Genomic DNA, 25899 nt, shown 5'->3' with positions numbered 1-25899 from the left:
TCGCGCGTGGTTCTCGCCGCGTCAGGACCCGACCGCCACGATGGTGCCGACGATCAGCAGCACCAGGACTGCGACGAGCACCGCGACGATCAGCCGCCCGTCCCGCGACGGCCCCTGCCCGGCGGGCGCGGGCACATGCGCGTCGGAGCGCCGGCCGTCGGAGGGCGGGGACGAGGACGGGGACGAGGACGACGACGGGGGCGGGGACGGGGACGGGGACGGGCGCGGGGACGGGGACTGGGGCGGAAGTGGGGCGGCGGGCGGTTCGGCGGGGCGGGGCGGGGGCGGCGGGGCGGTCCGTGCCGGGGGCGGGGCGGGCGCCGGCCCACCCGCTGCCGCCGCCCCCGACGAGCGGTCCCGTTCGGTGGACCGGTGGGCGCCGAGGACCAGGCCGCGCAGCACGGACACCGGCAGCTCCGCGCGCTCGTCCCCCACGATCATGAAGAACACGGCCCTGGCCTCGGGGTGCGGACTGGCCCGGAACCGGGCGAGCAGCTCCGCGAGCTCGCGCGCCGCCGCCTCACCGCTCGCGCCGCGCAGCGCCGGGTGCACGGCCCAGCGGTGCAGGGCCGCCGCGTCGGCGGCGCGCTCGACGGGCCCGACCTTGTCATGCCGGTGGACGCGGAAGACGAAGTACTCCTCGGCGAGGACCAGATCGCGCAACTCGTCGCGGAGCCGCCGGTTCCAGGTGGAGAAGCGGTACGCGGCCTCCTGGACCAGGACGGTGAGCAGGCCGCGCGGGAGCGTCGGCCCCCGGAGCACGGCGAGCAGGTCCGCGTCGGACGCCTCCCGCACGACGGGCCTCGCCTGCCCGACGTTCTGCACCCGCTCCAGCCGCCCGCCGAGCCCCCCGTCCCTCACGACGACCCCCCGCCGCCGCCGCAACCGCCGCCCGTGCTTCACGGGGCCGGCCCAGGGGGAGGGGGTGGGGGACGTGGAGAAGGTGGAGAGAGGGGAGGGGGTGGAGGAGGTGGAGGAGTTGGCGAAGGTGGCGGCTTGGGGCTTGGGGCTTGGTTGAGGTTCGGGTTCGAGTTCGGGTGGGGCTTGGGGTTGAACTTGGGGCTTGGGCTGAGGCTGAGGCTGGGGCTTGGGCGTGGGCTGGGAGGTGTGCGGCGGGGACTCCTCGGGCGTACGGGCGGGCTCCGTACCGCCCGCGCCCTCCCGCTCCTCCCTCGCCCCGCCGCCGCCCCCGTGCACGGGCTCCGGCTCGGCCGGGGGCGCCGGGGCCGGGCGCGCGGGGGTGGCCGGGCGGGCACGGCGGTCGTGGTCGAGGGTGTCGGCGGCGGTCTGGGCGGTGGCCAGCAGCGGGGCGTCCGGACGCCGGGTGTGGGCGTCCAGGAACGCCTTGCCCACCGCGAACTCCCCGTTGTCGCCCGCCGCGAGACCGCGCAGGTGGTGCTCGACCAGCCGAGACGCGGCCGACTCCGCCGGGTCGCCCCGGCGTTGCCGGGGGTCCGCGCGGTGGCGGTCGGTGTTGCGGGCGGCGGCGCCCGCCCAGCGGCTGACGAACACGAAGCGGATGGCGGGGAGTTCGGCCGTGTCATGACTGGCGAAGGTCCAGCTCCGGTGGACGTGGCCGAACATGCTGTGCAGCCCCCAGAGCACGGGCAGCGCCGTGTCGCCGCGCTCGTCGAGGAAGGTGAAGCGGCCCTCCGGGTGGCGCAGCAGCTCGGCCGCCGCGCCGCCCAGTTCCTCGGCGACCTCGGGGATCCGCCCGTCGAGGGCGGACTGCCCGAGGTGCGCGGCGTCGAGGAGCTGCCGCTCCCGTACGGTCCCCAGACCGTCGCGTACCTCGGCGAGGGGCAGTGCGGCGCCCTCCCAGTCCCAGGTGTGCAGCCCCAGACAGGTGGCGGGGCTCAGCACGTCCGGGGAGCCGACCAGGGCGTGGCAGAGGGTGGACGCCCCGCCGCGCGGGTCGGTCCACGGCAGCCGGCGGACCAGCACCGCGTCGCTGCCCCGCCGCTGGAGCCGGATCAGCGCCGGCCTGGTCTCCTCTCCGCTGGCCCGCAGCAGCGAGCCGGCCGCGTGGAACAGCCCCTCCGCGTCGGCCCGCTCGCCCGACCAGGCGACGGGGCCGAAGCCGGTGGAGCCGGAGGCGTTCCCGCTGTCCCAGCGGAAGACGACCTGGTCGAGTTCGTCGGGGTTTCGTGCCATCAGCCTCTCCCTCGAAGCAGCCCGCACGCGGCGAACACGGACAGCAGCGGGGCCAGGACCCGGCGCGGGCGGGCGCCGTGCGGGAAGCGGTCGCCGCGTGCCTGACCCCCGGTGGCGGCGACGAAGTGCAGGGTGCAGTGGGCGTGGTCGTCGAAGGGCCGCAGCCAGGCGGGGCTGGCGTGGTGGTGGAGGAAGGCGTAGGCGTCCCGGCTCTCGGCCCCCGCGTCCCCCTCGTCGTACCGCTCGGGCAGCGCCCGTCCGAGCCAGTGGTCGACCACCGGCTCGAAGCGGAGCAGGTCGCTCTTGTTGATCGCGACGGCGGCGGGGGCGGGGACGAAGCCGTCCGTCCGTTCGAGCCGGTTGAGGACGGTGGTGAAGGCCTCGTCCCCGAGGTCGCGCTGGGCCATCCGGTACAGGTTGCGGACCGGGTCGAGCGAGGGCATCCGCAGGGCGCGCAGCGGGTCCACGACGAACACGAAGGCGTCCACGCCCATCAGGAAGCTGGTCACCGCCCCGTCGCGGGCGAGGTCCTCGCCCGCGAGGTCGAAGAAGACGACGGGGCGCGGGGTGCGGCCGGGGGCGGAGACGAGGAGGCCGTCCGCGAAGAGGGCGAAGTCCTGCTGCCCGGTCTGGCCGAGCTGCCGGCCCTGCTGGAGGCTCTGCACCCGGTCGCGCAGGTAGGCGCGGTGCGCGTCGGGGTTGAGGGGCAGGGCCCGCAGTCCGTACGGCTCCAGGCCGCCGAGCTCGACCTCGCCGAGCATCGCGGCCATCAGGTGCGTCTTGCCGACGGCGGAGCTGCCGACGAAGGCGATGGTGAGCGGCTCGCCGTTGGTGAGGTAGGGGACGGGCAGTTCGTGCGCCTCCTCGCCCGAGGCGTGCGGGCACAGGTGGTAGGCGGTGCGCAGGGCGTCCTTGAGCCGGGCGGGGCGCTGCTCGCCGCCGAGGTCCAGCGGGGTCCGGTTGCCCATGGCGTCGATGGTGACGAGGAGTTCGGGGTCGTAGTGGACGGGCAGCAGGCAGTACGGGCACATCCGCGCGGGCGGCGGGGGCGGGCCGGGAGGTTCGGCCGGGGCGGGCGGGGCAGGCCGCTCCGGCTCGCGGCCGAAGCGCGGGAAGCGGCGGCGCTGCGAGGGCCGGCCGGCCGCCGCGTCCCGCGCCTCCCGCTCCCGCCGGGCCGCCGCCTCGCGCAGGGTCTCCCGCTTGCGGGCGAGCTCGGCGGCGTACCGCTCGCGGCCCTGGTCGAGCGGGTCGGCGGCGTCGGCGGTCCGGGCGAGCGGGTCGGACATCCGCAGCAGCCGCAGCACCTCGGCGGGGGACGGCCGGGCCGCCGCCGCCGGGGCGAACAGCCCGCTCTGCGCGAGGGCGCTGAGCCCCCGGTAGGCGGCGAGGTCGGCGGGCGGCCCGTCGGCGCGGTCGGCGAGACCGGGCGGGCCGGGGTACCCCGAGTGCAGGTAGTACGCGATCCTGGCCAGCGACCACAGGTCGTCGCGGGTGTCGGCGGCGCCCCGGCCCGCGCGCTGCTCGGGCGCGGCCCAGGGCGCGGGGCCGAAGGGCTCGCGGGGCTCGCCCGCGCGCTGCACCGCGTACGGCTCGCCCAGCCGGACGTGGGCGCCGTTCCAGCGGACGGTCCCGGGGTCGAGGGACCGGTGGACGAGTCCGGCCGCGCCGAGCAGGCGCACGGCGACGGCGAGCTGGCCGACGATCTTCTGCTGCTCCTCGCCGCCGAGCCGGGACAGGCAGTCGGCGAGCGGGGCGCCGGGGGCGCCCTGGTAGAGCACGAAGGGCTCCGGCCCTTCGAGGTCGAAGCCGGTGAGACGGGTGAACAGATCGGCGAACTTCTCCTTCCCGTACCGCCGTTCGAGGGCGACGGCGGCGGCGATCTCCCGTTCCAGGAGGGTGTACGCCCGGGGGTCGCCCTGCGCGGCGCGCGGCAGCCGGAACTGCACGACGCGCCGGCCGTCGTCCAGGACCAGCCGCCGCGTCAGGAGGTGCGGCCGGCCGGGGGCCGGCCGCTCCTCGCCGGGGACGGCGGTGCCCCGGAACCACTCCTGTCCGTGGGTCAGGAACTCCAGCTCCTCCGGGTCGGCCTCGCTCATGTGGCCCCGCCCTCCTCCGCCCGCACGGTGCGCACGACGTCCGCCCGCAGCGGTACGAGGCGCAGGACGCCCGCGTGGCGGCCGGAGTCCGTCCACACCACGTCCTCGACGGCGCCCCGCCAGATGTCGTCGCCGGTCGTCCCGCGCCGCATGGTCTCCGGCACGAACCGCACCCGGCGCACCGCGCCCGGCTCGTGGGAGAGCAGCCGCAGGTGCTCGGGGCCGCACAGCGGGACGGTGCGGGCCGGGTCGTCGTCGCCTATCAGGCGCGCGACCGCGTCCGGCGCGACCCCGGTCAGGCGGGCCGCGTCGGGCCGCTCGCCCCGGTCCCGCCCGGGCGGCGGGGAGGCCGCCGCGTCGCGTTCCAGCCGGGTCCTGGCCTCGTCGAGGAGCTCGGCCATCGGCCCGTCGAGCGGGTGCCGGCCCGCGTTGCCCGGGTCGCGCTCGATCCCCGCCCAGCAGGTGTCGAGGAGCGCCGCGACGCCGTCGAAGAAGTCGCCCGCGAGGGTGTCGACCAGGGCGGGGCCGCCGTCCCCGTACCGCCGCTCCAGCCACGCCGGGGCGGCCGTCCCGGGGCGGGGCCCGGCGTCGCCGCCCGTACCGGTACCGGCGGCGGCCCCCGCCGGGGCGCCTCCCGCGCGGGCTCCGCCGCCGGTCGGCACCCCAGGAGCCGTACCGGAGTGGGCGGCTCCGCCGGGGCCGCTGCCGGAAACGCTCCCGGATCCGTCGCCGAACCCGCTGCCGAACCCGCCCCCGTACCCGCTCCCGTAGGCGTCGGTCTCCGGGGAGTCGTCCCAGTCCCAGCCGTTCGCCTCCGTCCGGTGCGCGGCGCCCGGCGCGGGCTCGTCGGCGGGGCGGCGGCCCGTCCCGTACGGGTCGGGGTCCGGCTCTCCGCCGTGCGACCGCGCGGTCGCCGCGAGGCCCTTCAGCAGCCGGGCGACCGCCCCGGCCCCGTCCGAGCAGTGGTGCCGCACCTCGGCGAAGAGCCAGTCGTGGACGGCGGTGGTGACGAGCAGGCCCTGGATCTCCTTGAGGATCCGGCCCGCCGCCTCCGGGTCCGCCCGGTCCCACCAGTCGTCCACGCCCCGGGTCCAGTCGCGCAGGGCGAGCAGCACGACCAGGGCCGCGGCCAGCGCGGCGGCGGTGGCGCCCGCCCACGCGGGCAGGGCGAGCCAGCCGCCCGCCGCCGCCCCCGCGAAGCCGCCGACGAGGCCGCCGAAAAGCCGGGGCGCGGTGCCGGTGCTCCCGCCGCCGTCGAGGCGTCCGTCAGGCGAGCGGTTCGGCCGGCGGCGCAGCATCCGGTGGGCCAGCAGCGCGGCGAGCAGGCCGACGACCGGGCCGAGGACCCAGCCCGCCCCGGGCCACACCCCCGCCAGGGCGGCGAGGACGCCGGTCACCAGCGCGGCGGCGGGCCGGGAGCCCCCGGCCAGGAACGGGTGCCGCCCGCCGAGCCGGTCCAGCTGCACCGGCCCGCAGATCGCGTCCAGGCGGGCCAGCCGGGCGGCACTGCCCGCCGGGGCGGTGCGGGCCGCGAGGGCGGTGAGCCGGGCGGCGACCGAGCGCAGCGGCAGCCGCCGGCCGAGCAGCTCGTGGGTGTGGTCGCGCAGCGCGGGCACGATGCCGGTGCGGGTGATCTCCCGTGGCAGGTCCGGGAGCTGGACGCCCCGGTCGCGCAGCAGGCCGCGCTCCTCGACGGTGGGCCGGGTGCCGCCGGCGAGCGCGAAGGTCTCGGCGACGGTGGTCCGGAAGCGGGCGAGGGCCAGCGTCAGCCGCTCGATGTCCCCGGGCAGGTCGGCGTCCCGGCCGGCCGCGCCGAGCAGCCCCGCCGGGCCGCGCACCCGGGCGTGCGCCTCGACCGCCTCGTCGAGGGCGTCCTCGCAGGCGCTCAGCTGGGCCCCGGCCTGGCCGTGGGCGGGCAGCCAGGCGTGTCCGGCGAGCGAGCGGGGCACGGACTCGTCGAGCAGCAGGGCCAGTTCGCCGGGGACCTGGCCGATGGAGGCGGGGGTGGGGACCTCGGGCCCGGTGAGCGCCTCGATCGCCTGCCGCCAGGCGCGCTCCCGCGCCTCGTCGGTGAGGTCGTGCTCCAGGATCCGGACGGAGGGGACGGCGACCCCGTGCACCACCCGGCCGAGGCTCCGGAGCACGGCGTCGAAGACCTCGGGGGTGGCGAGCACGTCCACGAGCGGGCGCAGGGCGTCCGCGCCGGGGCCCCGGAAGTCGTCGAGCAGCCAGAGCACCCCGGCGGCGGGGGGCCGCAGGGTCAGGGAGCGGCGCAGGGTCCGCTCCCCCGGCGCGCCCACGGCCAGGCAGACGATCTGCGCGGGGCCGTAGGAGGAGAGGCGTTCGTAGAGGAGCTGGTGGGCGACGAGCCGGTCGGCGTCGTCGACGACGAGGAAGCGGCGCTCGCCGCCGGGCTGCGGGGCGGCGAGCGCCCGGTGCACGGCCGCGTCGGCGCCTCGGTCGGCGTGCGCGGGGGCGTAGCCGCCGGCCCGCAGGTCGAGCAGGACGGCGTGGCCCGGTACGGGCTGGTCCAGGGGGGCGCGGTCGCTCACTCGTCGTCCCCCTCCAGGTCCCAGGGGTAGCCGCCGTCCTCGGGCGCGTACTCCGGTCCGGACGCGGACGGCCCGCGGTCCCGCCCCGCCCCGCCACCGGCAGCCCCGCGCCCGCCGCCCGCGTCCCGGCCCGTGTCCCGGTCTGTGTTCCGGTCTGTGTTCCGGTCTGTGTCCCAGCCCGCATCACGGCCCGGATCCCAGCCCGCGTCCCGGCCCGGATCCCGGTCCGCGCCCGGGGGCTCGGCCCCCCAGCCCGGATCGGACCCCCGGCCGGTCTCCGGCCCCCGGCGCGCGTCGGCCGCTCCCCGGCCCGCGTCGGCCGCTCCCCGGCCCGCGTCGGCCGCCCCCCGGCCCGGCGCGTGCCGTTCGAAGAGGGCGCGGAGGGTGGGGCGGGTGGCGCGGCCCGCGCCGGAGAAGCGCATGTCGAGGGCGCCCTGGTAGGTGACCGTCCAGAAGTGCCGCAGCGGGGCGAGCCATTCGGCGTCCTCGTCCCCGTACTCGGCGGCCAGTTCGTCGAGGAGGACGAGCTGGCGCGGGGCGACCTTCTCCACGAAGTGGGTGAAGAGCGGGGCCGGTGCCGCCGGGGTGTGCGCGAGCCCCTTGGGCAGGGCCCGCATCAGGCGCTCGCAGAACTCCTCGATGATCTGTCCCTCGTCGAGCAGCGCCCACCGCTCGTACGCGCGCAGCAGCCCGGCCCAGCTGGACAGGGCGCCGTCGAAGCCCTCCAGGCGCAGCGACATGGTCGCGGACTCGCCCTCCTGGAGGCGGATGCGGACCAGGTCCGGGGAGTCGGGGCGGCCCTCGGTGTGGATGTGCCCGTTCCACATGGCGTTGAGGAGGCGGTGCAGGATGCGCTGCCGGTCGTCCTCGGTGGAGACCAGCCAGTCGTCCTGGTAGCCCAGGCGCTGGCGCCAGTGCAGGAAGTCGTCCTGGCCGGCCGAGTCGCGCGCCTCGGCCCAGAGCGTCAGCACGTTGCGGACCTCGGAGATGTCCGTGAGGTTCATGCCGCTGCGGAAGAGGACGACGGTCAGGGAGTCGGTGTCGACGGCCCGGTACTCCTGGGTGGCGCGCGGCGGCAGGTTGAGCTCCTGGCGCAGGTACTCGCTGGCCCGGCCGTCGGACTCGCTCGCCGGGTGCACGATGAGGATCTTCAGCGGGCCGCCGCCGTCCGGGGTGAAGCCGACCGGGAGGAGCCCGGCGAGCGCGGAGCGGAACTGCCCGAGCCAGCGCGGGTCCACCTTGGACTCGGCGGACTCGTCGCCGGAGGCCGCGCGCAGCAGCAGCTCCATCGAGGGCAGCAGCGGGCGGTCGAAGCGGTCGTCGTTGGCCTCGCCGAACAGCTTCTTCACCCGCCGCTCGACGACCTGCTTGATCTCCTTGACGGCGGCGCCGGGCGAGCGGCGCACCGCGTCGAGGGCGCGCCGCCAGTCCTCGGGGCGGACCAGCCGTTCGAGCAGGCCGGCGGCGTCGGTGTTCTCGGGCAGGCCCTCGCTCTGCACGAGCCGGTCGAGGACGTCGTCGTAGAAGGCGCGCAGGCTGTTCTGCGGGGGCAGCAGATAGGAGATGCCGGTGCGGTCGTCGCGGTAGAGCTCGCGGCGCCGGTCGGCGAACTGCTTGCCCTCGTCCTGCTCGTGGGTGCGCAGGACCTTGGCGAGCTCGCCGAGCTCGCCGAGTATCCGCAGCAGCGGGGGCCGCCACTGGGAGTCGCCGGCCTTCCAGGCGCGGTGCCACAGGGCGCGGGCCCGCCACTGGTACCAGGCCTCCTGCCGGGCCAGCGCCTCCTGCACGTCCGGGTCGCTCCAGCGGGCCGGGACGAGGCCGCCGGCGCTGCGCTTGATGTGCGGGATGACGGGGGCGGCGGCCGGGAGGTCCGGGGGCCGCTCGGGGTCGTTGCGCCGGTTGTCGAGCATTCCGGTGAAGCCGACGGAGGCGACCCGGTCGGGGTGGCCGGGCAGCCCGTTGAGGACGGCCTCCAGGCGGAACGGGCTGATGATGCCGAGGAGTTCGCGGGCGGCGGTGCCGGGCTTGAAGTCCTCGGTGAGCCGGGGCACCTCCCGGGCCAGCTCGGACTCCAGGCGGCGCAGCGAGTCCTCCATGTCGCCGAGCCGGTCGCGCAGGGCCTGGGTGATGGCGCGGCTGCCCTTGGGGAGCTGCTCGGGCGCGGGGACGTCGGGGGCCTCGCGGCTCCACAGCCGGCCGACGCCGGAGCGGTTGAACATGTCCTGGACGAGCTGCTTGTCCTCGCGTCCGCCGCGCCGGGCCTTCTCGCCGAGGCCGCGGACGGCCTGGGCGAGCAGGCGGGCGGCGACGATCTCGGCGAGGTCGTCGACCGGGACGGTGAGGGAGGCGGCGAGGCTGGTGGACATGCCTCGGTAGCCGATGCCGGTGCGGGCCGGGGTGGAGCGCTCGACGCTCTTGTTGATGAAGCTGGCGGCGAAGGACTGGTAGTCGTCCTCGGCCCGGCTCGCGGCGCCGTTGTCCTCGCTGAGCTCGGTGCCGATGAGGGACAGCACCATGGCGGTGATGGAGCGGCGCAGGTCCTCGGTGCCGATGACGGCGGGCTTGGAGAAGAGGAAGGCGGTCTGCACGGTGGACGGGCGCAGGGCGACGACGCCGTCGCCGGGGTAGTGGACGCTGATCCGGCCGCGCTGCTCGACGTCCCCGACCTCGTCGAGGGCGTCGGGCACGTTCTGGTCGTCGACGAGCCGCGAGATGTCCACGAGGGCGCGGGCGGAGTTGAGTTCGGCCTCGCGTCCGCCGCCCGCCTCGGGCGGGAAGGCGGAGGGCATGACGACCAGCGGGTAGATCTTGACGCCGGGGACCTTGGAGCGGCGGAACTCGTGTCCGATGAGGTGGATGAAGTCGTAGAAGATGCCCGCGCCGGTGCCGCCCGCGACGGAGAAGGCGACGAAGACGTCACAGCCGCGGATCCGGCCGCCGCCGACCCGCTGGAGGTCGCCGGCGGAGTTGCCGATCGCGCCGATGGCCTCGCGGAGCTGGCGCAGGACGGGTTCGAGGCCGGAGCGCATGGTGGCGAAGAGCGCGGCCCGGCCGACGGTGGGCAGTTGGCCCGCGCCGTTGTGCAGGGGTGCCACGCGCGGCTGGCGGGCCTGCGGCGGCAGCCAGAGCCGGGTCTCCTCGTGGAGGGCGACCCGCAGCATCCGGGTGACCTCGGGCGAGGAGTCGTAGTCGGTGGGGAGCAGGTCGCGGACCATGCGGGAGGTACGGGCGTAGGCGGCGCCCTCGGCGCCCTTGGCGCGGAACTGCGGCTGGCGCAGCAGTTCGGACTCGCTGAAGTCGGCGTACACGAACTGCAGGCAGTCGGGCAGCTGGAAGGGCAGCCGCCGCCCGCCGTCGACGAGTTCGGTGCCGTCGGGCCCGCACAGCTCACGGCGCAGGCTGCGTTCCAGTTCGCTGCCGATGCGTCCGCCGGTGCCGCCCAGTCCGACGAAGAGCATGGGCTGGTAGATCTTCATGTCGTCTCCCTGAAGGACCCTGAGGACCTGAGGACCCCGTGGTTCGGTCGTTGGGGGTGTCGCTCGCCGGGCGGGGTCAGAAGTCCCCGTTCCAGGTGCCTCTCGTGTCGGTGCCGCCGTCGTGGTCGGGTGCGGGTCCGGGCTGCCAGGTGGTGCCGCCGTCCGCCGCCGCTCCCCCGCCGCCGGGTCCCGGGGTGCCGGGGCGGGGGCGGGGCCGGAGCCAGGGGATGCCGAAGCCGCCGGTACGAGGGGTGGTACGGGCGCCGGAGGCGCCGCGCACGAGGAGCTCGCAGTCCTCGACGGCGACCGCCTCCCCGGGCCGTACGGGCTCCTCGCGGCCCCCGTGGAGGCGCAGCAGCAGCTCGCCCGCGCCGGTCCTGCGCAGCCGGTGGGCGGCGCCGCCGCCGCGTGCCCGGCGCAGGGTGGGCGCGGCGCCCCGCAGCGCGTCGACGGCGAACAGGAACTCGCCGCCCGCGCTCTGGCCGGCCCGGATGGTGAGGGTGTCCACGGTCCGCCCGTCCCGCCGCAGTTCGAGCCGGGTGCCGGCGAGGACCCGGCGCCGGCTCCGGGCGGCGAGCCGGACGCCGACGACGGCCCCGGCCGCGGCGAGCAGGGCGGCGCCGCCCACGACCCAGGGCCACCACCGCTCCCACCAGGTGGGCGGGGCCTCGACGCGGACGTCGAGGAAGGCGGTGTCGAGCGGCCGGTCGGGGGCGGCGGCGTCCACGACGGCGACCTGGCCGCCGAGCTCGCCGAGCGGGGTGCCCTTGCCGACGGTGACGGTGAACGGCACGGTCGTACGGCTGCCGGCGGCGACGGTCACGGTGGCCGGGGAGACCGCCAGCCGGCCGGAGCCGGAGGCCGGGGCCGGGGCAGCGGCGGAGCCGGTCGCCGAGCCTGGGGCGGTCCCGGCCCCGGTCGTGTCCCCGGCGGCTCCCGTCCCGTCCGTGAGGCCGATCCGCAGGGTGTGCGGTCCCGTCCCGTTGTTGGTCACGGAGAGGGTGCCTCGGACCGTGCCGCCCGGGTACACGGTGACCCGGTCGACGGAGAGCCCGGCGGTGACCTCGGGGGTGCCGACGGTCGTCACCGTGTACAGCGGGAGCCGGTCGGAGGTGACGCCCGGCGCGGACATCCGGGCGACCAGCTTCAGCGCGCCGGACGCGCCGGACGGGACGGTGAGCGCGCCCGTGAACCGGACGTCCCCCGCCCGGCGGTCCGGGGCCTTCCCGTCGTCGGCGAGGCGGGCGGTGACCGGGGCGAAGCCCGCACCGCTCAGCTCGACCGTGACGCCGATGCCCGCCAGCTGCCCGGGGTCGGTGACGACGACCCCGCGCCTGGTCTGCATCCGCACCTCGACCACGGCCCGCTCGCCCGCGCGCGGCGAGGCCGGGTCCAGGGTGAGCACGGACCGCAGGCGGCCCTGCCAGATGGCCCGTACGGCGACCTCCCGGTCGCGGTGGCCCTCGGGCGCCTCGATCCGGACCCGCCAGCGGCCCGGCAGCGGGTTGCGCACCCGCAGCGCCTCCACCGGCCCGTCCTCGCCGCTGACCTCGAAGGTGGAGCCGTCGAAGGTGCCGTGCGTGGGGACCTTGCGGCCGGCCGGGTCGTAGTACGTGACGCGCACCTTCGGGTCGTGCTTGCCGACGGTGAGCGAGCCGTCGGTGGCGATCGGCGGGATGGTGACGTACAGGTCGGCGGGCGGCTTGCCGACGGTGCCGTGCTCGATCCGGGCGCAGCGGGCGGCGGCGAAGGTCTCCTGGAGCACCGCGTCGAGTTCGGCGGAGGTGCCGGCCACCCGCATCCGGGGCGTGGAGCCGGGCACGTCGGAGCAGGCGCCCCGGTAGCCGCCCTCGGCCATGGCGGTCAGCGCGCGCTCGTCGATCCCGGTGCCGAAGCCGAGCGGCCAGACCTGCACGCCCGCCTCGCGGGCCTTGGCCAGCTCCTCGTCGAGCCGCCGGGCCCCGTTGGCCTGGCGGGCGGCCGGGTCGGTGCCGTACTCGGGGCTGTCGCCGACGTCCAGCTTCCCGTCGGTGAGCAGGAAGAGCACCTTGGGCGTGGCGGGCGCCCCGGGCGTCTTCACGGTGCTCGCCGCCGTGCCCGAGGTGAGGCGGCTGACGGCCTGGCCGATCGCCGCCGGGAAGTCGGTGCCGGGGCCCATCCGGGCCTCGTCGCGCCGGGTCAGGTCCTGGACGCAGTCGCTGAGCTTCTGGCGGCCGGCCTCGTCGACGGGGAGGATCGGGCAGATGTCGCGGACCGCCGCCTGCCCGGCCTTCTCGGCGCTGCTGAAGCCCAGCACGATGGCGCGGGACCGGTCGGATATCTCGCCCTGGGTGATCGCGGCGGCCGCCTCGGTCTCGCGGACCAGGTCCTTGTCGGCGAGGCTGCGCGACTGGTCCACGACGACGGCGAAGTCGATCGGGTCGGGCCCCTCGGCCGCCTCGGCGGCCGGGGTCCGGGACGCGGCCCCGGCCGGCGCCGCGGCGGCGGGACCGCCGAACGGGCCGGACAGGGCGAACAGCGCCCCGGCGAGGAGCAGGACGCCCCTCGGGTGTCTCCACTGCATGGTCAACTCACCACAGTTCGCTGAGGAGGGCCAGGACGGCGCCGAGCACGAGGGACGCGACGCCGAGCCGTAGCCATCGGTACTTGGCGGCGAGCACCACCCCGTGGACGCTCGCCTGTTCGAGGAGCCAGCCGGTGGCGTCCGTGGCGGAGCCCTCCAGGCGGGCCCGCAGGTCACCGGCGGTGGTGCCGGCCGTGAGCTCGCGCAGCAGGGTGCGCTCGGCGCCGAACCGGGTGCGCGGCAGGACGACGGAGACCAGCATCAGGACGCCGAGCGTCCACAGCAGGCCGGCCGCGCCCAGCAGGGCGAGCCCGCCGCCGGGCAGCGGGTCCTGGCCGCGGGAGAAGACGACCGCGAGGAAGGCGAGGGCACCGGACAGCAGGATCGCCGCCTTGGTGTCGGCCCGGCCGATGTCCTCGCGGACGGTGGCCAGCAACTGCTCGGCCATGCCCCGCAGTTCGAGGGGCGCGGTGGCGGGGAGGGCGCCGGACCCGGGCCCGGACGGGGGCGCGGGGACGGCCCCCGGGCCGGGGGCGCGCCCCGGCCCGGGGGCACCCGCGGGCCCCGTACCCGGCGGGTCGGCGGTGGTCATTCGTCGTCCCAGTCGTCGAAGTCCGCGCTCGGCCGCGCGCCGGAGGAGCCGGAGGAGCCCGAGGAGCCGGAGGCGGGCCGGCCGGCTTCGGGGGCGTACCCGTCCGGGTCCGGGGCGGGGCCGCGGCCCCGCTCCCGCCCACCGTCCCCGTACCCGGCCCCGTCCCCGCCGCCGGACCCACCCCTGCCCGCAGCCCCGTCCCCGTCCCGCTCGAACGAGGCCTGGACCCGGGTCGGTTCGTAGACACGCGGGTCCGGCGGACCGTCCGGCGCCTCCTCGTCGTCCCAGTGGGGCGCGGTCGGCTCCGGGGCCGCCGCCGCCTCCAGCGCCCGGCGGCCGGGCCCCCGGGCGGAGTCGAGGACCCGGTCGGCGACGCCGCCGATGACGGCCCCGGTGCTGCCGCGCAGGTGCTGGAGGATCTGGAACGCCTGCTCGTCGATCTCGTGCCGTTCGAGCACGCCGGAGTCGAGCAGCCGCTTGAACACCTCCAGCAGGTCGGCCTGGCCCTCGCGCTTCTCCCGCGTGAGCTGGGTGCGGATCTCCCACTCGTGGTCCGGGTTCTTGGCCATGTGGTGGGCGATCTGGGCGAGGTCGCCGCGCCGGAACATGTCCTCCAGGTCGGCGGCGCGGGCCATGATCTTCTTCCGCTCCCACTCCTCCCGGCGCAGCTCCGCCTCGGCCTCCCGGGCGTCGGCCCGGACGGTCACCTCGACCTTGTCGGCGCGGGCGATCTCCTCGCGGACCTGCTCGTCCAGGTCGAAGAACACGTACACCTGCGTGCGCAGCCCGATCTCGCGGCCGAGGACGAGCCGGCCGGTGCTCAGCTCGTCGCGGACGGCCTCGTCGGCCCGCTGGGCCTCGGTGAGGCGGAAGCGGCGGGAGAGCGAGCGCAGTCCGTCGAGCAGGTCGTCGTGGAGGAGCTCCGCGACGTTCCACACCTGCTCCTTCACCACCCGGTACGGGTCCTCGACCGTCCACTTGACCCGGACCCGGGCGTTGAACGAGGCCCCGTCCCCGGCGGCCGGGAGCTTGAGCGAGAACTCCGTGACGTTCTGCCCGAGCTGCACCTCGAAGACCGTGTACGGGGCGCGCAGCAGGGGCTTGTCGTTGTCCTCGTTCCGGTCGGGCCAGACGATCCGGTGCCCGCCGTTGCGGTAGAGCAGCACGGCGGCGATGAGGCCGCTGGTGCGCCGGTACGGGGGCGCGACCTCCCGGATCAGCGGTCCCAGCGGGCCGTCGGCGCCCGTGCCGGGCGCGCCGCCGGACGCGCCGGCCCGCCGCCGCTGGTCGGGCGCGCCCCACTGCTGTCCGCCGGGCTGTCCGCCCGGCTGTCCGGCGGGGTGCTGGGGGCCCCGGGCTCCGCCCTGGCCGGCTCCGCTCATCGCTTGGCTCCTTCCGCGACGGCGTCCCACATGCGGCGCGCCGCGCTCTTGTTCAGGGGTCGGTCCCGGTCCCGTACCAGCTCGTTGAGCAGGCCGCGGAGCCGGTCGCGGTCGCGGCGCTCCACCGCGAGCAGCGGCAGCAGGCCGCAGACGAGCCCGAGGGCCGTCTCGTCCTTCGCGGCCCGGCGCAGCAGGCCACCGAGACCGTCCAGCGCGGCCTCGGCGGCGCGCGCGGTGTTCAGGGTGCGGAGCAGCAGCGCGCCGAGCGCGGGCGTGAGCTCGGGCCGGGTGGCGAGCAGCGCGACGAGGAGGGGGCGGCTCGCGTGCGCGTCGAGTTCGGGCACGTCGCGCAGGCCCCACAGGTGGGTGGTGCGGGTGGTGAGGGTCGTGATCAGGGTGATGTGCACGAGGTTGGCGAGGTTCTGGCGGCCGTCGTCGAGCCAGCGCGCGAGCCGGCGCAGCACGGGTTCGGGATCGCCGGAGGCGAGCAGCCTCGCGACGCTGAACGTGGCGGGGCCGAGCAGTTCGACGTCGTCGGCGTCGTGGTCCCTGACGACCTGGGCGAGGGCGTCGAGCGAGCGCTCGACGCCGCCGGCGGCCAGCGCGTAGCCGTGGGTGAGCAGGGCGCTCTCCACGAGGACGGGCGCGTCGGAGGCGGCCCACTCCTTGACGGTGGCGGCGACGGCGGGGCGGACCAGGGGGTCGCGGGCCGCCTCGGCGAGCGCGGTCGCGGCGGCCATCCGGGCGACCGGCTCGTCGCGGACCGCGAGCGGGGCGACCAGCTCTCCGTAGCCGTGGATCCAGTCCCAGGAGCAGAGCACGCCGGCGGCGATGGAGGCGCGGACCCAGACCTCGGGCCGCTCGTCGTCGCACAGGGCGCGCAGCCAGCGGGCGATCGGGCCGCGCACGTTGTGGTGGCCGTGCCAGACCTCGGCGAGGACGGCGGTGGCGAGGGCGTCGCCCTGGAAGCGCACCGCCCGCGCGGGCACTTTCGCGGGGCCGAGGTCGAGCTCGGTGTCCTCCAGGACGGCGCGGGCGAGGACCGGCCGGTGCTCGGCGTGGGTGCCGAACAGGCGCCGTCCGGCGGGGCGTCCGGGGTCGAGGGTGACGGCGAGCTCCCAGGCGAGGAGTTCGGCCGCCTCGGCCGCGATGCTGTACGCGGAGCCGTTGAAGACGGCCACGGCGATCCGGAAGGCGGTGGCGTTGAGGACGGGCAGCGCCTCGGGCAGGGTGCCGGGCCGGTCGGCGCCCGCGAACCACTCGCGCGCCTGGGCCCGCACGAACGCGGCGCAGTCCTCCAGGAGCCGCTCGTCGGTCAGCTCCCCGCGCCGGTGGCGGGCCAGGAGGTCGGCGAGCCGGGCGGCCTCGCGCGGGCGGAGCTCCTCCAGGCCGAGGGCGGCGACCACGTCCGCGCGGCCGGCGAGGGCCCGCGCGGCGGCGGTGGCCTCCTCGGACTCGCCGCGCAGCAGCAGCCGCAGGTGCCGGTGGAGCACCTCGTCGGCGGGCGGCGGGGCGTAGAAGACGCCGTACCGTCCGCGCAGCAGCCGCTCGGCGAGGTCGCCGCCGCCGACGACCAGCACGCCGTAGGCGTCGGCCTCGTCCAACAGACCGGCGAAGCGGTCCAGGTGCAGTTCGGAGACGCGGACGGCGGGCCGCTCGGCGGGGTCGGTGCGCTCGCCCCGGGAGTGCCGGGGCTCGCTCTCGGTGCGCTCGTCCTCGGCGAGCAGCTCGATGAGGTGGCCGGCCCCGGATTCGAGGTTGTCGGCGGTGATCTCGTCGACGCCGTGCCGGGGGTCGAGCCGGAAGACCCGGCCCTTGGCGACCTCGGCGAGCAGCGCGAGCGCGGTGGCCTTGCGCCCGCTGCCCGGCTCTCCGCAGAGCACCAGGACGCGGTTGCCGCGCAGCCGGTCCTTCATGCGCTGGTAGTCGGCGGTCTCGCAGTACACGGCGTCGAGGTGGTCGAGGGTGTCGCGCGGGACGGCGCCGTGGACGAAGTGGGGGCGCGCGCCGAGCGAGATGCTGTAGTGGAAGTCGCCCTCGTGGATGGTGGCGTCGCGGCCGACGAAGGTGTGGCGGTCGCCCGGCTCCCGCGCGAGGGTGCGGCGCGCGGAGGCGGCGGTGGCGGCGCCGCCGGTGCCGGAGCCGCCCCGGTAGCCGCGCACGGCGTTCTCGAACGCCTTGGCCTGCGGCTGCTCGGCGGGACCGTCGGCGCCCTTGTCGGAGCCCTCGCCCCGGTCCGCCCGGTCACCCCGGTCACCCCGGTCCGCCCGGTCGCCCCGGTCGCCCCGGTCGTCGCCGCCGGGCGGCCCGCCCGGACCGTCGGCGCCCGCGCCGCCTCGGTCGAAGTCGTCGTCGCTCACGCCCGGTCCCCCCTGCCCTTGGTGCGGAATCCGGTCACGCCGCCGTGGATGGTCTCCGCCTCGACGACCTGCATGTCCCGGCCCGCCGTGTACGTGCGGTCCCCGCCGCCCACGCGCGGCTTTCGAGGCGGTGAGCCGTCCCCCCGCGACGGCCCACCGCCGGTCTGTGTGTCACCTTCCGGACCCCCGGGCCCGCCGGGGGCGACGGACCCGGCCGAGCCGACCGGCGCGACCGGCGCGTCCGGCCACCCCGGCCCCTCCGCGCCCAGCGGCGGCGACGGCCGCCGGGGTACGTGGAACCAGGCGTCCTCGTCGGTCTCCTTGGCGACCACGGGCGCCCGCCGGTAGTGCGCGGGCTCCACATAGCGCCCGCCCTCGACGACCACGTTCCGGTAGAGCCAGTCGGAGACCACGATCAGCAGGTCCACGTCCGGCGCGTCCGTCATGATCTGCTTCGCGCGGGCGCTGTCGCAGAGCCGGCAGGCGAGGTCCACGGCCCGGCCGACGAGCCCGCGCCCGTCGTCGAGGACGAGGCCCGCGTTCATCCCGACGCGCATCCGCAGCGGTGCCCGGCGGCCCGTGTTGTGCTCGCGCAGGCTCTCGTACAGGGTGTCGATCCAGCGGCCGACCATGAGGGTCGGCGGCACGTCAGGGCGGAGCGCGGCGAGGATGCCGTCGCCCCGGTCCTCCTGGTGGACGGTGCCCGGCTCGATGCCGACGGAGGCGTACGCCTCGCCGAACGCCTCGTACATGGCCGCCCTGGTCAGCCGCTTCTCGTCCATGCCGAGGCGTCCGGAGCCGACGACGTCCCCGAAGACGACGAGCCGGTGGATGGCTCCCGCGCTCGCTCCCGTACTGCTCACTCGGACTCCTCATGACGTGGTTCCGTGGTGGTGAGGTGGTGACGTGACAAGCCTGGCGGCCGGCGTGCGCGGGCGATGTAGCCGTTTACACAGCCGGGGGTGATTTATCGGAGGAGTCCGCGCCGGGGCGTGCGCGCCCCTGCGCGAGGAGGACGAGCAGGGGCATGTCGACGACGACCACGGTGCGGTGGGCGGTGTCGACGACCCCTTGCTCGCGCAGCAGCCGCAGCGCCTTGGCGACGGCTTCGCGGGTGGCCCCGATGGCCGCCGCCAGATCGTGCTGGGGCAGCGGGAGTTCGAGGACGGTGCCCGTCTCGGCCCGGCGGCCGGCGCGCTCGGCGAGTTCGACCAGGCGGGCGGCGAGCCGGCGCAGGACGGTCTCGGAGGCGAGCGAGCGGCGCTCGACGTCGGCGCTGCGCAGCCGGGTGGCGAGCTGGCGCATGATGAGCGAGGTGGCGTGCGGGCGGGTGGCGAGGAAGCGCCGGAAGCGGTCGCCGGAGATGGCGACGGCCTCGACGCGGCCGAGCGCGGTGACGGTGGCCGAACGCGGGCCCTGGTCGACGGCGGCCAGGTCGCCGACGACCTCGCCGGCGCCGCGCAGCGCCAGGATGAGCCGGGCGCCGCGCTCGGTGCCGACGGAGACGACCGCCCAGCCGGAGAGCAGGGCCAGGACGTACGCGGAGGTGTCCCGCTCCCGGATCATGATCTCGCCCGGCTCGTAGGAGCGCGGGGCGCCCTCGGCGAGCAGGTCGCGGCGGTCGGACGCGGGAAGCGCGTGGAGGAAGGAGCGGTCCTGGCCGAAAAGACTCAACTCTCGCTCACACCCCCGCACGACTTGCTCGCTCGCGTGCCCGTTCCCCACACCAAGGGACAACCAGAGTCACAGTGTTGACGCTGTGTCACGCCGTGGGGTGAGAACGCTAGAGGCTGGCCGAGAATCGCGTCAACGCGCTCGGCGATGAACACCGGGGGCGCAAGGGAGCGCCGTTTTCGGCACGCTTGCGCCCCCTGTCACCCCCCGGCCCCGCGGCCGCCCCGACGGGCCCGTCGTACGGCGGGCGCCGAGGTCACGGGCGCGTGTACGACGGGCTCACTCCCGGGGAAACGGGCGCGCGGGGCGCCGGGTGCCCGGCGCGATTCCGTCGCGCGCATGACCGAATTTCGGTCATGCGCGCGACAGATCGCGGGTGGTCAGAGCCTCGGATCGACCGGCTCCGACTCCAGCGCGAGGACCGCGAACACGGCCTCGTGCACCCGCCACAGCGGCTCCCCGTCGGCCAGCCGGTCGAGGGCCTCCAGGCCGAGCGCGTACTCCCGCAGCGCGAGGGAGTTCTTGTGGCCGAGGAAACGCTCCCGCAGCCGCGCCAGGTTCTCCGGACGGGTGTACTCGGGGCCGTACACGATCCGCAGGTACTCCCGGCCGCGCACCTTCACACCCGGCTGTACGAGCCGCCCGCCGGCGTCCCGGACCAGGGCGGCCAGCGGCTTCACCACCATGCCCTCGCCGCCCGCGCCGGTCAGTTCGAGCCACCAGTCCACCCCGGCCCGCACCGCGTCCTCGTCGGACGGGTCGACCACGAGCCGGCGGGTGGCCTGGAGCAGCCCGCTCGGGTCGTGCTCCACCAGCCGGTCGAGCAGGCCGAGCTGCTCGTCGTGCGGCACGCCGGCCAGCGAGCGCCCGCGCGCGGCGAGCAGCTGGAACGGGGCGAAGCGCACGCCCTCCAGGTCCTCGGTCGGCCAGCAGTAGCGCCGGTACGCCTCGGTGAACGCCGCCGCGTCCGCCGCCCGCCCCCGCTGCCGCTCCAGCAGCCCGTCGAGCCCGGCCACCCCGCGCCCGGCGGCCCGCTCCAGCGCGCCCAGCACGTCCGGGAAGACCGCGCGGGAGGCGGCGCCGACCGCCGCGTACTGACTGCGCAGCAGCCCCGCCGACTTCAGCGACCACGGCATCAGCTCTCCGTCCAGCAGCAGCCAGTCCGTGTCGAGCTCGTCCCACAGCCCGGCGGCGCCGATCGCCTCCCGCAGCCGCGCCAGGACCCGCTCGGTCGTCTCCGGGTCGTCGAAGAACGGGCGGCCGGTACGGGTGTGCAGGGCGCCGGTCGGCCCGTCCACGCCGAACCGCTCCCGGGCCGCCCCGGCGTCCCGGCAGACCAGCGCCACGGCCCGCGAGCCCATGTGCTTCTCCTCGCACACGACCTCGCCGACCCCGGCGGCGGCGTACTGGGCGAACGCCTCGGCCGGGTGCTCCAGGTAGCCCTCCTGCCGCGAGGTCGCGGTCGGCGCCATCGTCGGCGGCAGATACGCCAGCAGCCGGGGATCGACGGCGAAGCGGCTCATGACCTCCAGCGCCGCCGCCGCGTTCTCCTCGCGCACGGCGACGTTGCCGGACCGCCGGGTCTCCACGGTCCGGCGCCCGTGCACGTCGGCCAGGTCCAGCGGCCGGCCCTCGTGACCGCCGGGCGCGTCGGCCACGAGCGGCCGGGCCGGCTCGTACCAGACCCGCTCGGCCGGCACGTCGACGAGCTCGCGCTCGGGCCAGCGCAGCGCGGTCATCCGCCCGCCGAACACGGCCCCGGTGTCGAGGCAGAGGGTGTTGTTGATCCACGAGGTGTCCGGGACCGGCGTGTGCCCGTAGACGACGGTCGCCCTGCCCCGGTACTCCTCCGCCCACGGGTAGCGCACCGGCAGGCCGAACTCGTCGGTCTCGCCGGTCGTGTCCCCGTACAGGGCGTGCGCGCGGACCCGGCCGGACGTGCGCCCGTGGTACTTCTCGGGCAGCCCCGCGTGGCAGACCACCAGCCGGCCCTCGTCGAGGACGTAGTGGCTGACCAGCCCGTCGATGAACGCCGACACCTCGGCGCGGAACTCCTCCGGCTCGCGCCCCAGCTGCTCGATCGTCTCGGCGAGCCCGTGCGTCTCCCGCACCGTGCGGCCCCGCAGCCAGCGGCCCAGCTTGTTCTCGTGGTTGCCCGGCACGCACAGCGCGTCCCCGGCGGCCACCATGCCCATGACCCGGCGCAGCACGCCGGGGCTGTCCGGACCCCGGTCGACGAGGTCGCCGACGAAGACGGCGGTACGGCCCCCGGGGTGGCGCCCGTCCACGTAGCCGAGCTTGCCCAGCAGGGTCTCCAGCTCGGAGCGGCAGCCGTGCACGTCGCCGATGACGTCGAAGGGGCCGGTGAGGTGGCGCAGGTCGTTGAAGCGCTTCTCCCGCACGACCTCGGCCTCCGCCACCTCCTCCTCGGAGCGCAGTACGTGCACCTTGCGGAAGCCCTCCCGGGCCAGCCCGCGCAGCGAGCGGCGCAGCTCGCGGCGGTGCCGCTGGATGACGTGGCGGGGCAGCCCGGCCCGGTCGGGCCGGGTGGCGTTGCGCTCCGCGCACACCTCCTCGGGCAGGTCGAGGACGATCGCGATGGGCAGCACGTCGTGCGCGCGGGCGAGCTCGACGAGCTGCCGCCGCGCCTCGCGCTGCACGCTGGTGGCGTCGACGACGGTCAGCCGTCCGGCGGCGAGCCGCTTGCCGGCGATGTAGTGGAGGACGTCGAAGGCGTCCTTGCTGGCGCTCTGGTCGTTCTCGTCGTCGGCGACGAGCCCCCGGCAGAAGTCGGAGGAGACGATCTCGGTCGGCTCGAAGTGACGCCGGGCGAAGGTCGACTTGCCGGAGCCGGTGGCCCCGATGAGCACGACGAGGGACAGGTCGGTGACGGGAAGCGTACGGGTCATGCGCCGGCCTCCTTCAAGGCCTCGTCGGTACGGGGAGCGGTGGCGGGTCCCTCGGTGGTTCCGGTACGGGTGAACACGGCCATCTGGGTCGGCGGGCCGACCTCGGGGTCGTCGGGTCCCACGGGCACGAAGGCGACCTCGTAGCCGTAGGCCGCCGCGACACCGGCCGCCCAGCCCCGGAACTCCTCGCGGGTCCACTCGAAGCGGTGGTCGCCGTGCCGGACGTGCCCGGCGGGCAGCGACTCCCAGCGCACGTTGTACTCGACGTTCGGGGTCGTCACGATCGCCGTCCGGGGGCGCGCGGAGCCGAACACCGCGTACTCCAGGGCGGGCAGCCGAGGCAGGTCCAGGTGCTCGATCACCTCGCTGAGGACGGCGGCGTCATAGCCGGCCAGCCGCTTGTCGGTGTACGTGAGCGAGCCCTGGAGCAGCTTCACCCGGGACGCCTGCCGCTCGCCCATCCGCTCCAGGCGGAGCCGGCGGGCGGCGACGGACAGGGCGCGGGCCGACACGTCCACGCCGACGATCTCGGTGAACCGGACGTCCTTGAGCAGCGCCTGCACCAACTGGCCCTGTCCGCAGCCCAGGTCGAGGACCCGGGCCGCTCCGGCGGCGCGCAGGGCCTCCAGGATCGCGGAGCGCCGGTGCTCGGCGAGCGGCACCGGCCGCTCCTCGGTGTCAGTGGTCTCGTCGACGGCGTTGTCGACGTCCTCCACCTCCAGACCGTCCGCCTCGGCGAGCCGCGTCAGCTCCAGCCGCTCGGTCGCCGCGCGGGTCAGTCCCCAGCGGCGCGCCAGGTAGCGGCTGGTGATGAGCTGCCGCTCCGGGTGCCCGGCGAGCCAGCCGTCACCGGCGCGCAGCAGCTTGTCGACCTCGTCGGGGGCGACCCAGTAGTGCTTGGCGTCGTCGAGCACCGGCAGCAGGACGTAGAGCTGGTTCAGCGCGTCGGCCAGCCGCAGTTCGCCCTCCAGGACCAGCCGCACGTAGCGCGAATCGCCCCAGGCGGGGAACTCCGGGTCCAGCGCGAGCGGTTCGGCCGTCACCGTCGCCCAGCCCAGCGGGCCGAACAGGCGGCTGACCAGGGCGGCGCCGCCTCGGGCCGGGAGCGCGGGGATCTCGATCCGCAGCGGCAGCGGCTCGGCGGCGCGCTCCGGCAGGGCCGCGCAGGAACCGTGCAGGGCGCTCTTGAAGACCTTGGCGAGCGCGACGGCGAGCAGCGAGGACGCGGCGTAGGGCCGGTCGTTCACGTACTGCGCCAGCGCGGCGTCGGGAGCGCCGCCCCGGCCCTTGCCCCTGCCTCGGCGCACGAGGGCCACGGGGTCGACCTCCAGGAGGAGCGCCGCCGTGCACCGCTCGGCGCTCGCCTCGGGGTACAGCACATGGGCGGTGCCGTGCGAGGTCGAGAACGCCTGCGCCTTCTCGGGATGCTTGTGCAGCAGAAAGCCGAGATCGGTCGCGGGGCGCTCAGGGGTACCGGTGGTACTGATCGTCAGGAACACCCGTCCGAGTATGACCACCGGCCCCCGCACCGACCAGGCATTTTCGGGCGGGGAGAGCACCCGGGGAGCGGGGCGGACGGGCCGGAGCCGGAGCCGGCCGGGGATCGGGCGGACGGGGCCGGTACCGGAGCCGGACGAGGAGCAGGGCGGACGGGGCCGGTACCGGAGGCAGACGGGGAGCGGGGCGGACGGGCCGGAGCCGGACGGAGCCCGAGGCGGACGGGGCCGGTACCGGAGCCGGACGGGGGCCGCCTCCGGCCGGGCTACTTCCCCGGCCCGGCCGCCAGGGTGCCGGCCAGCCCGGCGATCAGGTCGGGGCCGACCCGGCAGCAGCCGCCGACGAGGCGCGCGCCGTCCGCGCGCCAGCGGGCGGTGGTGTCCGGGGCGAGCGTGGCCCCGCCCCGCCAGTCGCGGGCCCCGGCGTCCCACTCCTCGCCGCTGTTGGGGTAGACGACCACGGGCTTGCCGGTGACCGAGGCCGCGATCTCCACGGCGGGCCCGGCGTCGCGCGGGTCGCAGCAGTTCACACCGACGGCGACGACCCCGTCGAGTCCGGCCGCCACCGCGAAGGCCTCCTCCAGGGGCTGCCCGGCCCGGGTGCGGAGCCCGTCGACCGTGTACGAGAGCCAGACCGGCACCCCGCAGCCCTCGACCGCGCGCAGCAGGCCCTCCGCCTCGTCGGCGTCCGGCACCGTCTCCAGGGCGAGGACGTCCGGGCCCGCCTCAGCCAGGGCCTCCACCCGGGGCCGGTGGAACCGTTCGAGCTCGCCGACCGAGAGCCCGTACCGGCCCCGGTACTCGCTGCCGTCGGCGAGCATCGCCCCGTACGGCCCGACGGACGCGGCGACCCACACCTCCCGGTCCGTGCCCTCCCCCGCCGCCCGGGCCAGCTCCACGCTCCGGGCGAGCAGCCGCGCCGCCTCGGCCCGCCCGGTCCCGCGCCGGGCGAAGCCCTCGAACGTGGCCTGGTAGCTGGAGGTGATCAGGACCTGCGCCCCGGCACGTACGTACGCCGCGTGGGCCGCCTCGATCTGCTCCGGCCCGTCGGCGAGCAGCCGGGCGGACCAGAGCGCGTCGGAGAGGTCGCAGCCCTGCGCCTGGAGCTGGTTGGAGAGCCCGCCGTCGAGCACGAGCACCTGCTCGGCGAGGGCGGCGGCGAGCGTACGTACGGGTTTCATCGGGTCACCCCAGCTGCGTCTGGACCTGTGTCGAGATCAGCTCCAGGTGGTCCAGATCGTCCAGGTCGAGCACCTGGAGGTAGATCCGGCGGGAGCCGACTGCACCGTACCTCCCGATCTTCTCGACGACCTCGGCGGGCGTCCCCGCGAGGCCGTTCGCCTTCAGCTCGGCGACCTCCCGTCCGATCGCTGCGGCCCGCCGGGCGACCTCGGCGTCGTCCCGGCCGACGCAGACGACCAGCGCGTTCGAGTACACCAGCGCGTCCGCCGGACGCCCGGCCTCCGCGACGGCGTCCCGCACCCGCCCGAACTGCCGCTCCGTGTCCTCCAGCGAGGCGAACGGGATGTTGAACTCGTCCGCGAACCGCGCGGCCAGCCGTGGGGTGCGGCGCGCCCCGTGCCCGCCGACGAGGACCGGGATCCGCGCCTGGGCCGGCTTGGGCAGCGCGGGCGAGTCCTCGATCCGGTAGTGCCGCCCCTCGTGGGAGAAGGTCTTGCCCGGCTCGGTGCCCCAGAGGCCGGTGACGATCTCCAGCTGCTCCTCCAGACGCCCGAACCTCTCCTTCGGGAAGGGGATGCCGTACGCCCGGTGCTCCTCCTCGAACCAGCCCGCCCCCAGGCCCAGTTCGATCCGGCCGCCGGACATCCGGTCGACCTGGGCGACCTGGATGGCCAGCACGCCGGGGAGCCGGAAGGTGCCCGCCGTCATCAGCGTGCCGAGGCGGATCCGCCGGGTCTCCCGGGCGAGCCCGGCGAGGGTGATCCACGCGTCGGTGGGTCCGGGCATCCCGTCGCCGGGTCCCATCCGGAGATAGTGGTCGGAGCGGAAGAACGCGTCGAAGCCGAGGTCCTCGGTGGCCTTGGCGACCCTGAGAAGAGTGTCGTAGTCGGCGCCCTGCTGGGGCTCCGTGAAGATGCGAAGGTCCATGCCTCCATCCTGCACCGCGCGGGTGCGTCAACCACTTCGTCAGCGAACGATCACCACCGGCCCGGTCGGGTGAATATCCGCCCCCTGGGCGGGCGGCGTCCCGCCAGGCCAGTGACCGGGGCCCGTGACCCGTCGTTGGCTCGGGCGGAGCCGGACCGCCCGGCCCGCGTGCCGGCGGCCGTTGCCGGTGCGACGCACCTTCTCGTGGCCCTTCCCGCAGCGGAGGGGCCTGGGCCAGGAGGCCGACATGTCCCAGGAAGCCGCGCCGGAGCGGGCCGTGCCCGAGCAGCCCGTACCGCAGGTGACTCCGGTGCCGCCGGGGCAGCAGTCGGCACAGCCGGCGCCGACCGTGCCCGAGCAGCAGAGCGGCGGCGCTCCGAAGGGCCTGCTCCAGCAGATGGAGGAGCTGATGGCCGCGCTCTCGGCCGACCTGACGCAGCTCGACGCGGACATCCAGTCCTCCGCCGACCGCCAGGCGGGCACCGCGGAGCCGCGCGGCGGCGGCCTCGACTGACGCCCTCACCGGCACTCCCCGC

Annotated in this window: 15 protein-coding genes; 1 reads left to right on the top strand and 14 read right to left on the bottom strand. The window is 76.4% G+C overall.

Annotation, left to right across the window (positions count from 1 at the left end):
- Positions 1–21 precede the first annotated feature (21 nt).
- From ACZ6J5_RS15865 to ACZ6J5_RS15800, 14 genes are all read right to left on the bottom strand, one after another.
- Positions 22–2154 carry a hypothetical protein gene (locus ACZ6J5_RS15865; RefSeq protein WP_469391730.1) on the bottom strand — a complete coding sequence of 711 codons (2133 nt, stop codon included), beginning with the start codon at positions 2152–2154 and terminating at the stop codon, positions 22–24.
- Positions 2154–4250: a serine/threonine-protein kinase gene (locus ACZ6J5_RS15860; RefSeq protein WP_469391728.1), complete on the bottom strand. Its 2097-nt coding sequence runs from the start codon at positions 4248–4250 to the stop codon at positions 2154–2156. Before ACZ6J5_RS15860 ends, ACZ6J5_RS15865 begins: the two co-directional genes overlap by 1 nt.
- On the bottom strand, positions 4247–6802 hold the full coding sequence (locus tag ACZ6J5_RS15855; RefSeq protein WP_469391726.1) for a hypothetical protein: 2556 nt from the start codon (positions 6800–6802) through the stop codon (positions 4247–4249). The genes ACZ6J5_RS15860 and ACZ6J5_RS15855 overlap by 4 nt, the downstream gene beginning before the upstream one ends.
- Complete coding sequence (locus ACZ6J5_RS15850) at positions 6799–10278, bottom strand: tubulin-like doman-containing protein (RefSeq protein WP_469391724.1); 3480 nt, start codon at positions 10276–10278, stop codon at positions 6799–6801. Before ACZ6J5_RS15850 ends, ACZ6J5_RS15855 begins: the two co-directional genes overlap by 4 nt.
- A 76-nt stretch (positions 10279–10354) precedes the next feature.
- Complete coding sequence (locus tag ACZ6J5_RS15845) at positions 10355–12841, bottom strand: VWA domain-containing protein (protein WP_469391723.1); 2487 nt, start codon at positions 12839–12841, stop codon at positions 10355–10357.
- A 7-nt stretch (positions 12842–12848) separates the two neighbouring features.
- Positions 12849–13433 (bottom strand): Pycsar system effector family protein, encoded by a 585-nt coding sequence (locus tag ACZ6J5_RS15840; RefSeq protein WP_469391721.1) that lies wholly within the window; start codon positions 13431–13433, stop codon positions 12849–12851.
- On the bottom strand, positions 13430–14815 hold the full coding sequence (locus ACZ6J5_RS15835) for a hypothetical protein (protein WP_469391719.1): 1386 nt from the start codon (positions 14813–14815) through the stop codon (positions 13430–13432). The genes ACZ6J5_RS15840 and ACZ6J5_RS15835 overlap by 4 nt, the downstream gene beginning before the upstream one ends.
- Complete coding sequence (locus ACZ6J5_RS15830) at positions 14812–17175, bottom strand: hypothetical protein (protein WP_469391717.1); 2364 nt, start codon at positions 17173–17175, stop codon at positions 14812–14814. Before ACZ6J5_RS15830 ends, ACZ6J5_RS15835 begins: the two co-directional genes overlap by 4 nt.
- Complete coding sequence (locus tag ACZ6J5_RS15825) at positions 17172–18038, bottom strand: nucleotidyl cyclase domain-containing protein (RefSeq protein ID WP_469391715.1); 867 nt, start codon at positions 18036–18038, stop codon at positions 17172–17174. Before ACZ6J5_RS15825 ends, ACZ6J5_RS15830 begins: the two co-directional genes overlap by 4 nt.
- Before the next feature lie 85 nt (positions 18039–18123).
- A complete protein-coding gene (locus ACZ6J5_RS15820; protein WP_469391713.1) occupies positions 18124–18849 on the bottom strand; it encodes a Crp/Fnr family transcriptional regulator in 726 nt (241 codons plus the stop codon).
- 380 nt (positions 18850–19229) lie between these two features.
- Positions 19230–21758: a polynucleotide kinase-phosphatase gene (locus tag ACZ6J5_RS15815; protein ID WP_469391711.1), complete on the bottom strand. Its 2529-nt coding sequence runs from the start codon at positions 21756–21758 to the stop codon at positions 19230–19232.
- Positions 21755–23257 carry a 3' terminal RNA ribose 2'-O-methyltransferase Hen1 gene (locus ACZ6J5_RS15810; protein WP_469391709.1) on the bottom strand — a complete coding sequence of 501 codons (1503 nt, stop codon included), beginning with the start codon at positions 23255–23257 and terminating at the stop codon, positions 21755–21757. Before ACZ6J5_RS15810 ends, ACZ6J5_RS15815 begins: the two co-directional genes overlap by 4 nt.
- Positions 23258–23520: 263 nt before the next feature.
- Positions 23521–24435: a homocysteine S-methyltransferase gene (gene mmuM, locus ACZ6J5_RS15805; protein ID WP_469391707.1), complete on the bottom strand. Its 915-nt coding sequence runs from the start codon at positions 24433–24435 to the stop codon at positions 23521–23523.
- 4 nt (positions 24436–24439) lie between these two features.
- Positions 24440–25363 (bottom strand): LLM class F420-dependent oxidoreductase, encoded by a 924-nt coding sequence (locus ACZ6J5_RS15800; RefSeq protein ID WP_469391705.1) that lies wholly within the window; start codon positions 25361–25363, stop codon positions 24440–24442.
- Positions 25364–25610: 247 nt separating this feature from the next.
- Between ACZ6J5_RS15800 and ACZ6J5_RS15795 the strand changes: the two genes are divergently transcribed.
- The gene (locus ACZ6J5_RS15795) at positions 25611–25877 is read left to right on the top strand and encodes a hypothetical protein (RefSeq protein ID WP_469391703.1); all 267 of its coding nucleotides are present in this window, start codon (positions 25611–25613) and stop codon (positions 25875–25877) included.
- The last annotated feature ends 22 nt before the right edge of the window (positions 25878–25899 follow it).

The sequence above is a fragment of the Streptomyces sp. NPDC042100 genome (genome assembly GCF_055582325.1).
Note: the sequence above shows the minus strand (reverse complement) of the source record. Positions and strands in the feature narration are given on the sequence as shown.

Coding starts and splice junctions, on each gene's coding strand:
- ACZ6J5_RS15865 (WP_469391730.1), bottom strand. CDS start 2,154: ATGGCACGAAACCCCGACGAACTCGACCAGGTCGTCTTCCGCTGGGAC.
- ACZ6J5_RS15860 (WP_469391728.1), bottom strand. CDS start 4,250: ATGAGCGAGGCCGACCCGGAGGAGCTGGAGTTCCTGACCCACGGACAG.
- ACZ6J5_RS15850 (WP_469391724.1), bottom strand. CDS start 10,278: ATGAAGATCTACCAGCCCATGCTCTTCGTCGGACTGGGCGGCACCGGC.
- ACZ6J5_RS15845 (WP_469391723.1), bottom strand. CDS start 12,841: ATGCAGTGGAGACACCCGAGGGGCGTCCTGCTCCTCGCCGGGGCGCTG.
- ACZ6J5_RS15840 (WP_469391721.1), bottom strand. CDS start 13,433: ATGACCACCGCCGACCCGCCGGGTACGGGGCCCGCGGGTGCCCCCGGG.
- ACZ6J5_RS15835 (WP_469391719.1), bottom strand. CDS start 14,815: ATGAGCGGAGCCGGCCAGGGCGGAGCCCGGGGCCCCCAGCACCCCGCC.
- ACZ6J5_RS15815 (WP_469391711.1), bottom strand. CDS start 21,758: ATGACCCGTACGCTTCCCGTCACCGACCTGTCCCTCGTCGTGCTCATC.
- mmuM (WP_469391707.1), bottom strand. CDS start 24,435: ATGAAACCCGTACGTACGCTCGCCGCCGCCCTCGCCGAGCAGGTGCTC.
- ACZ6J5_RS15800 (WP_469391705.1), bottom strand. CDS start 25,363: ATGGACCTTCGCATCTTCACGGAGCCCCAGCAGGGCGCCGACTACGAC.
- ACZ6J5_RS15795 (WP_469391703.1), top strand. CDS start 25,611: ATGTCCCAGGAAGCCGCGCCGGAGCGGGCCGTGCCCGAGCAGCCCGTA.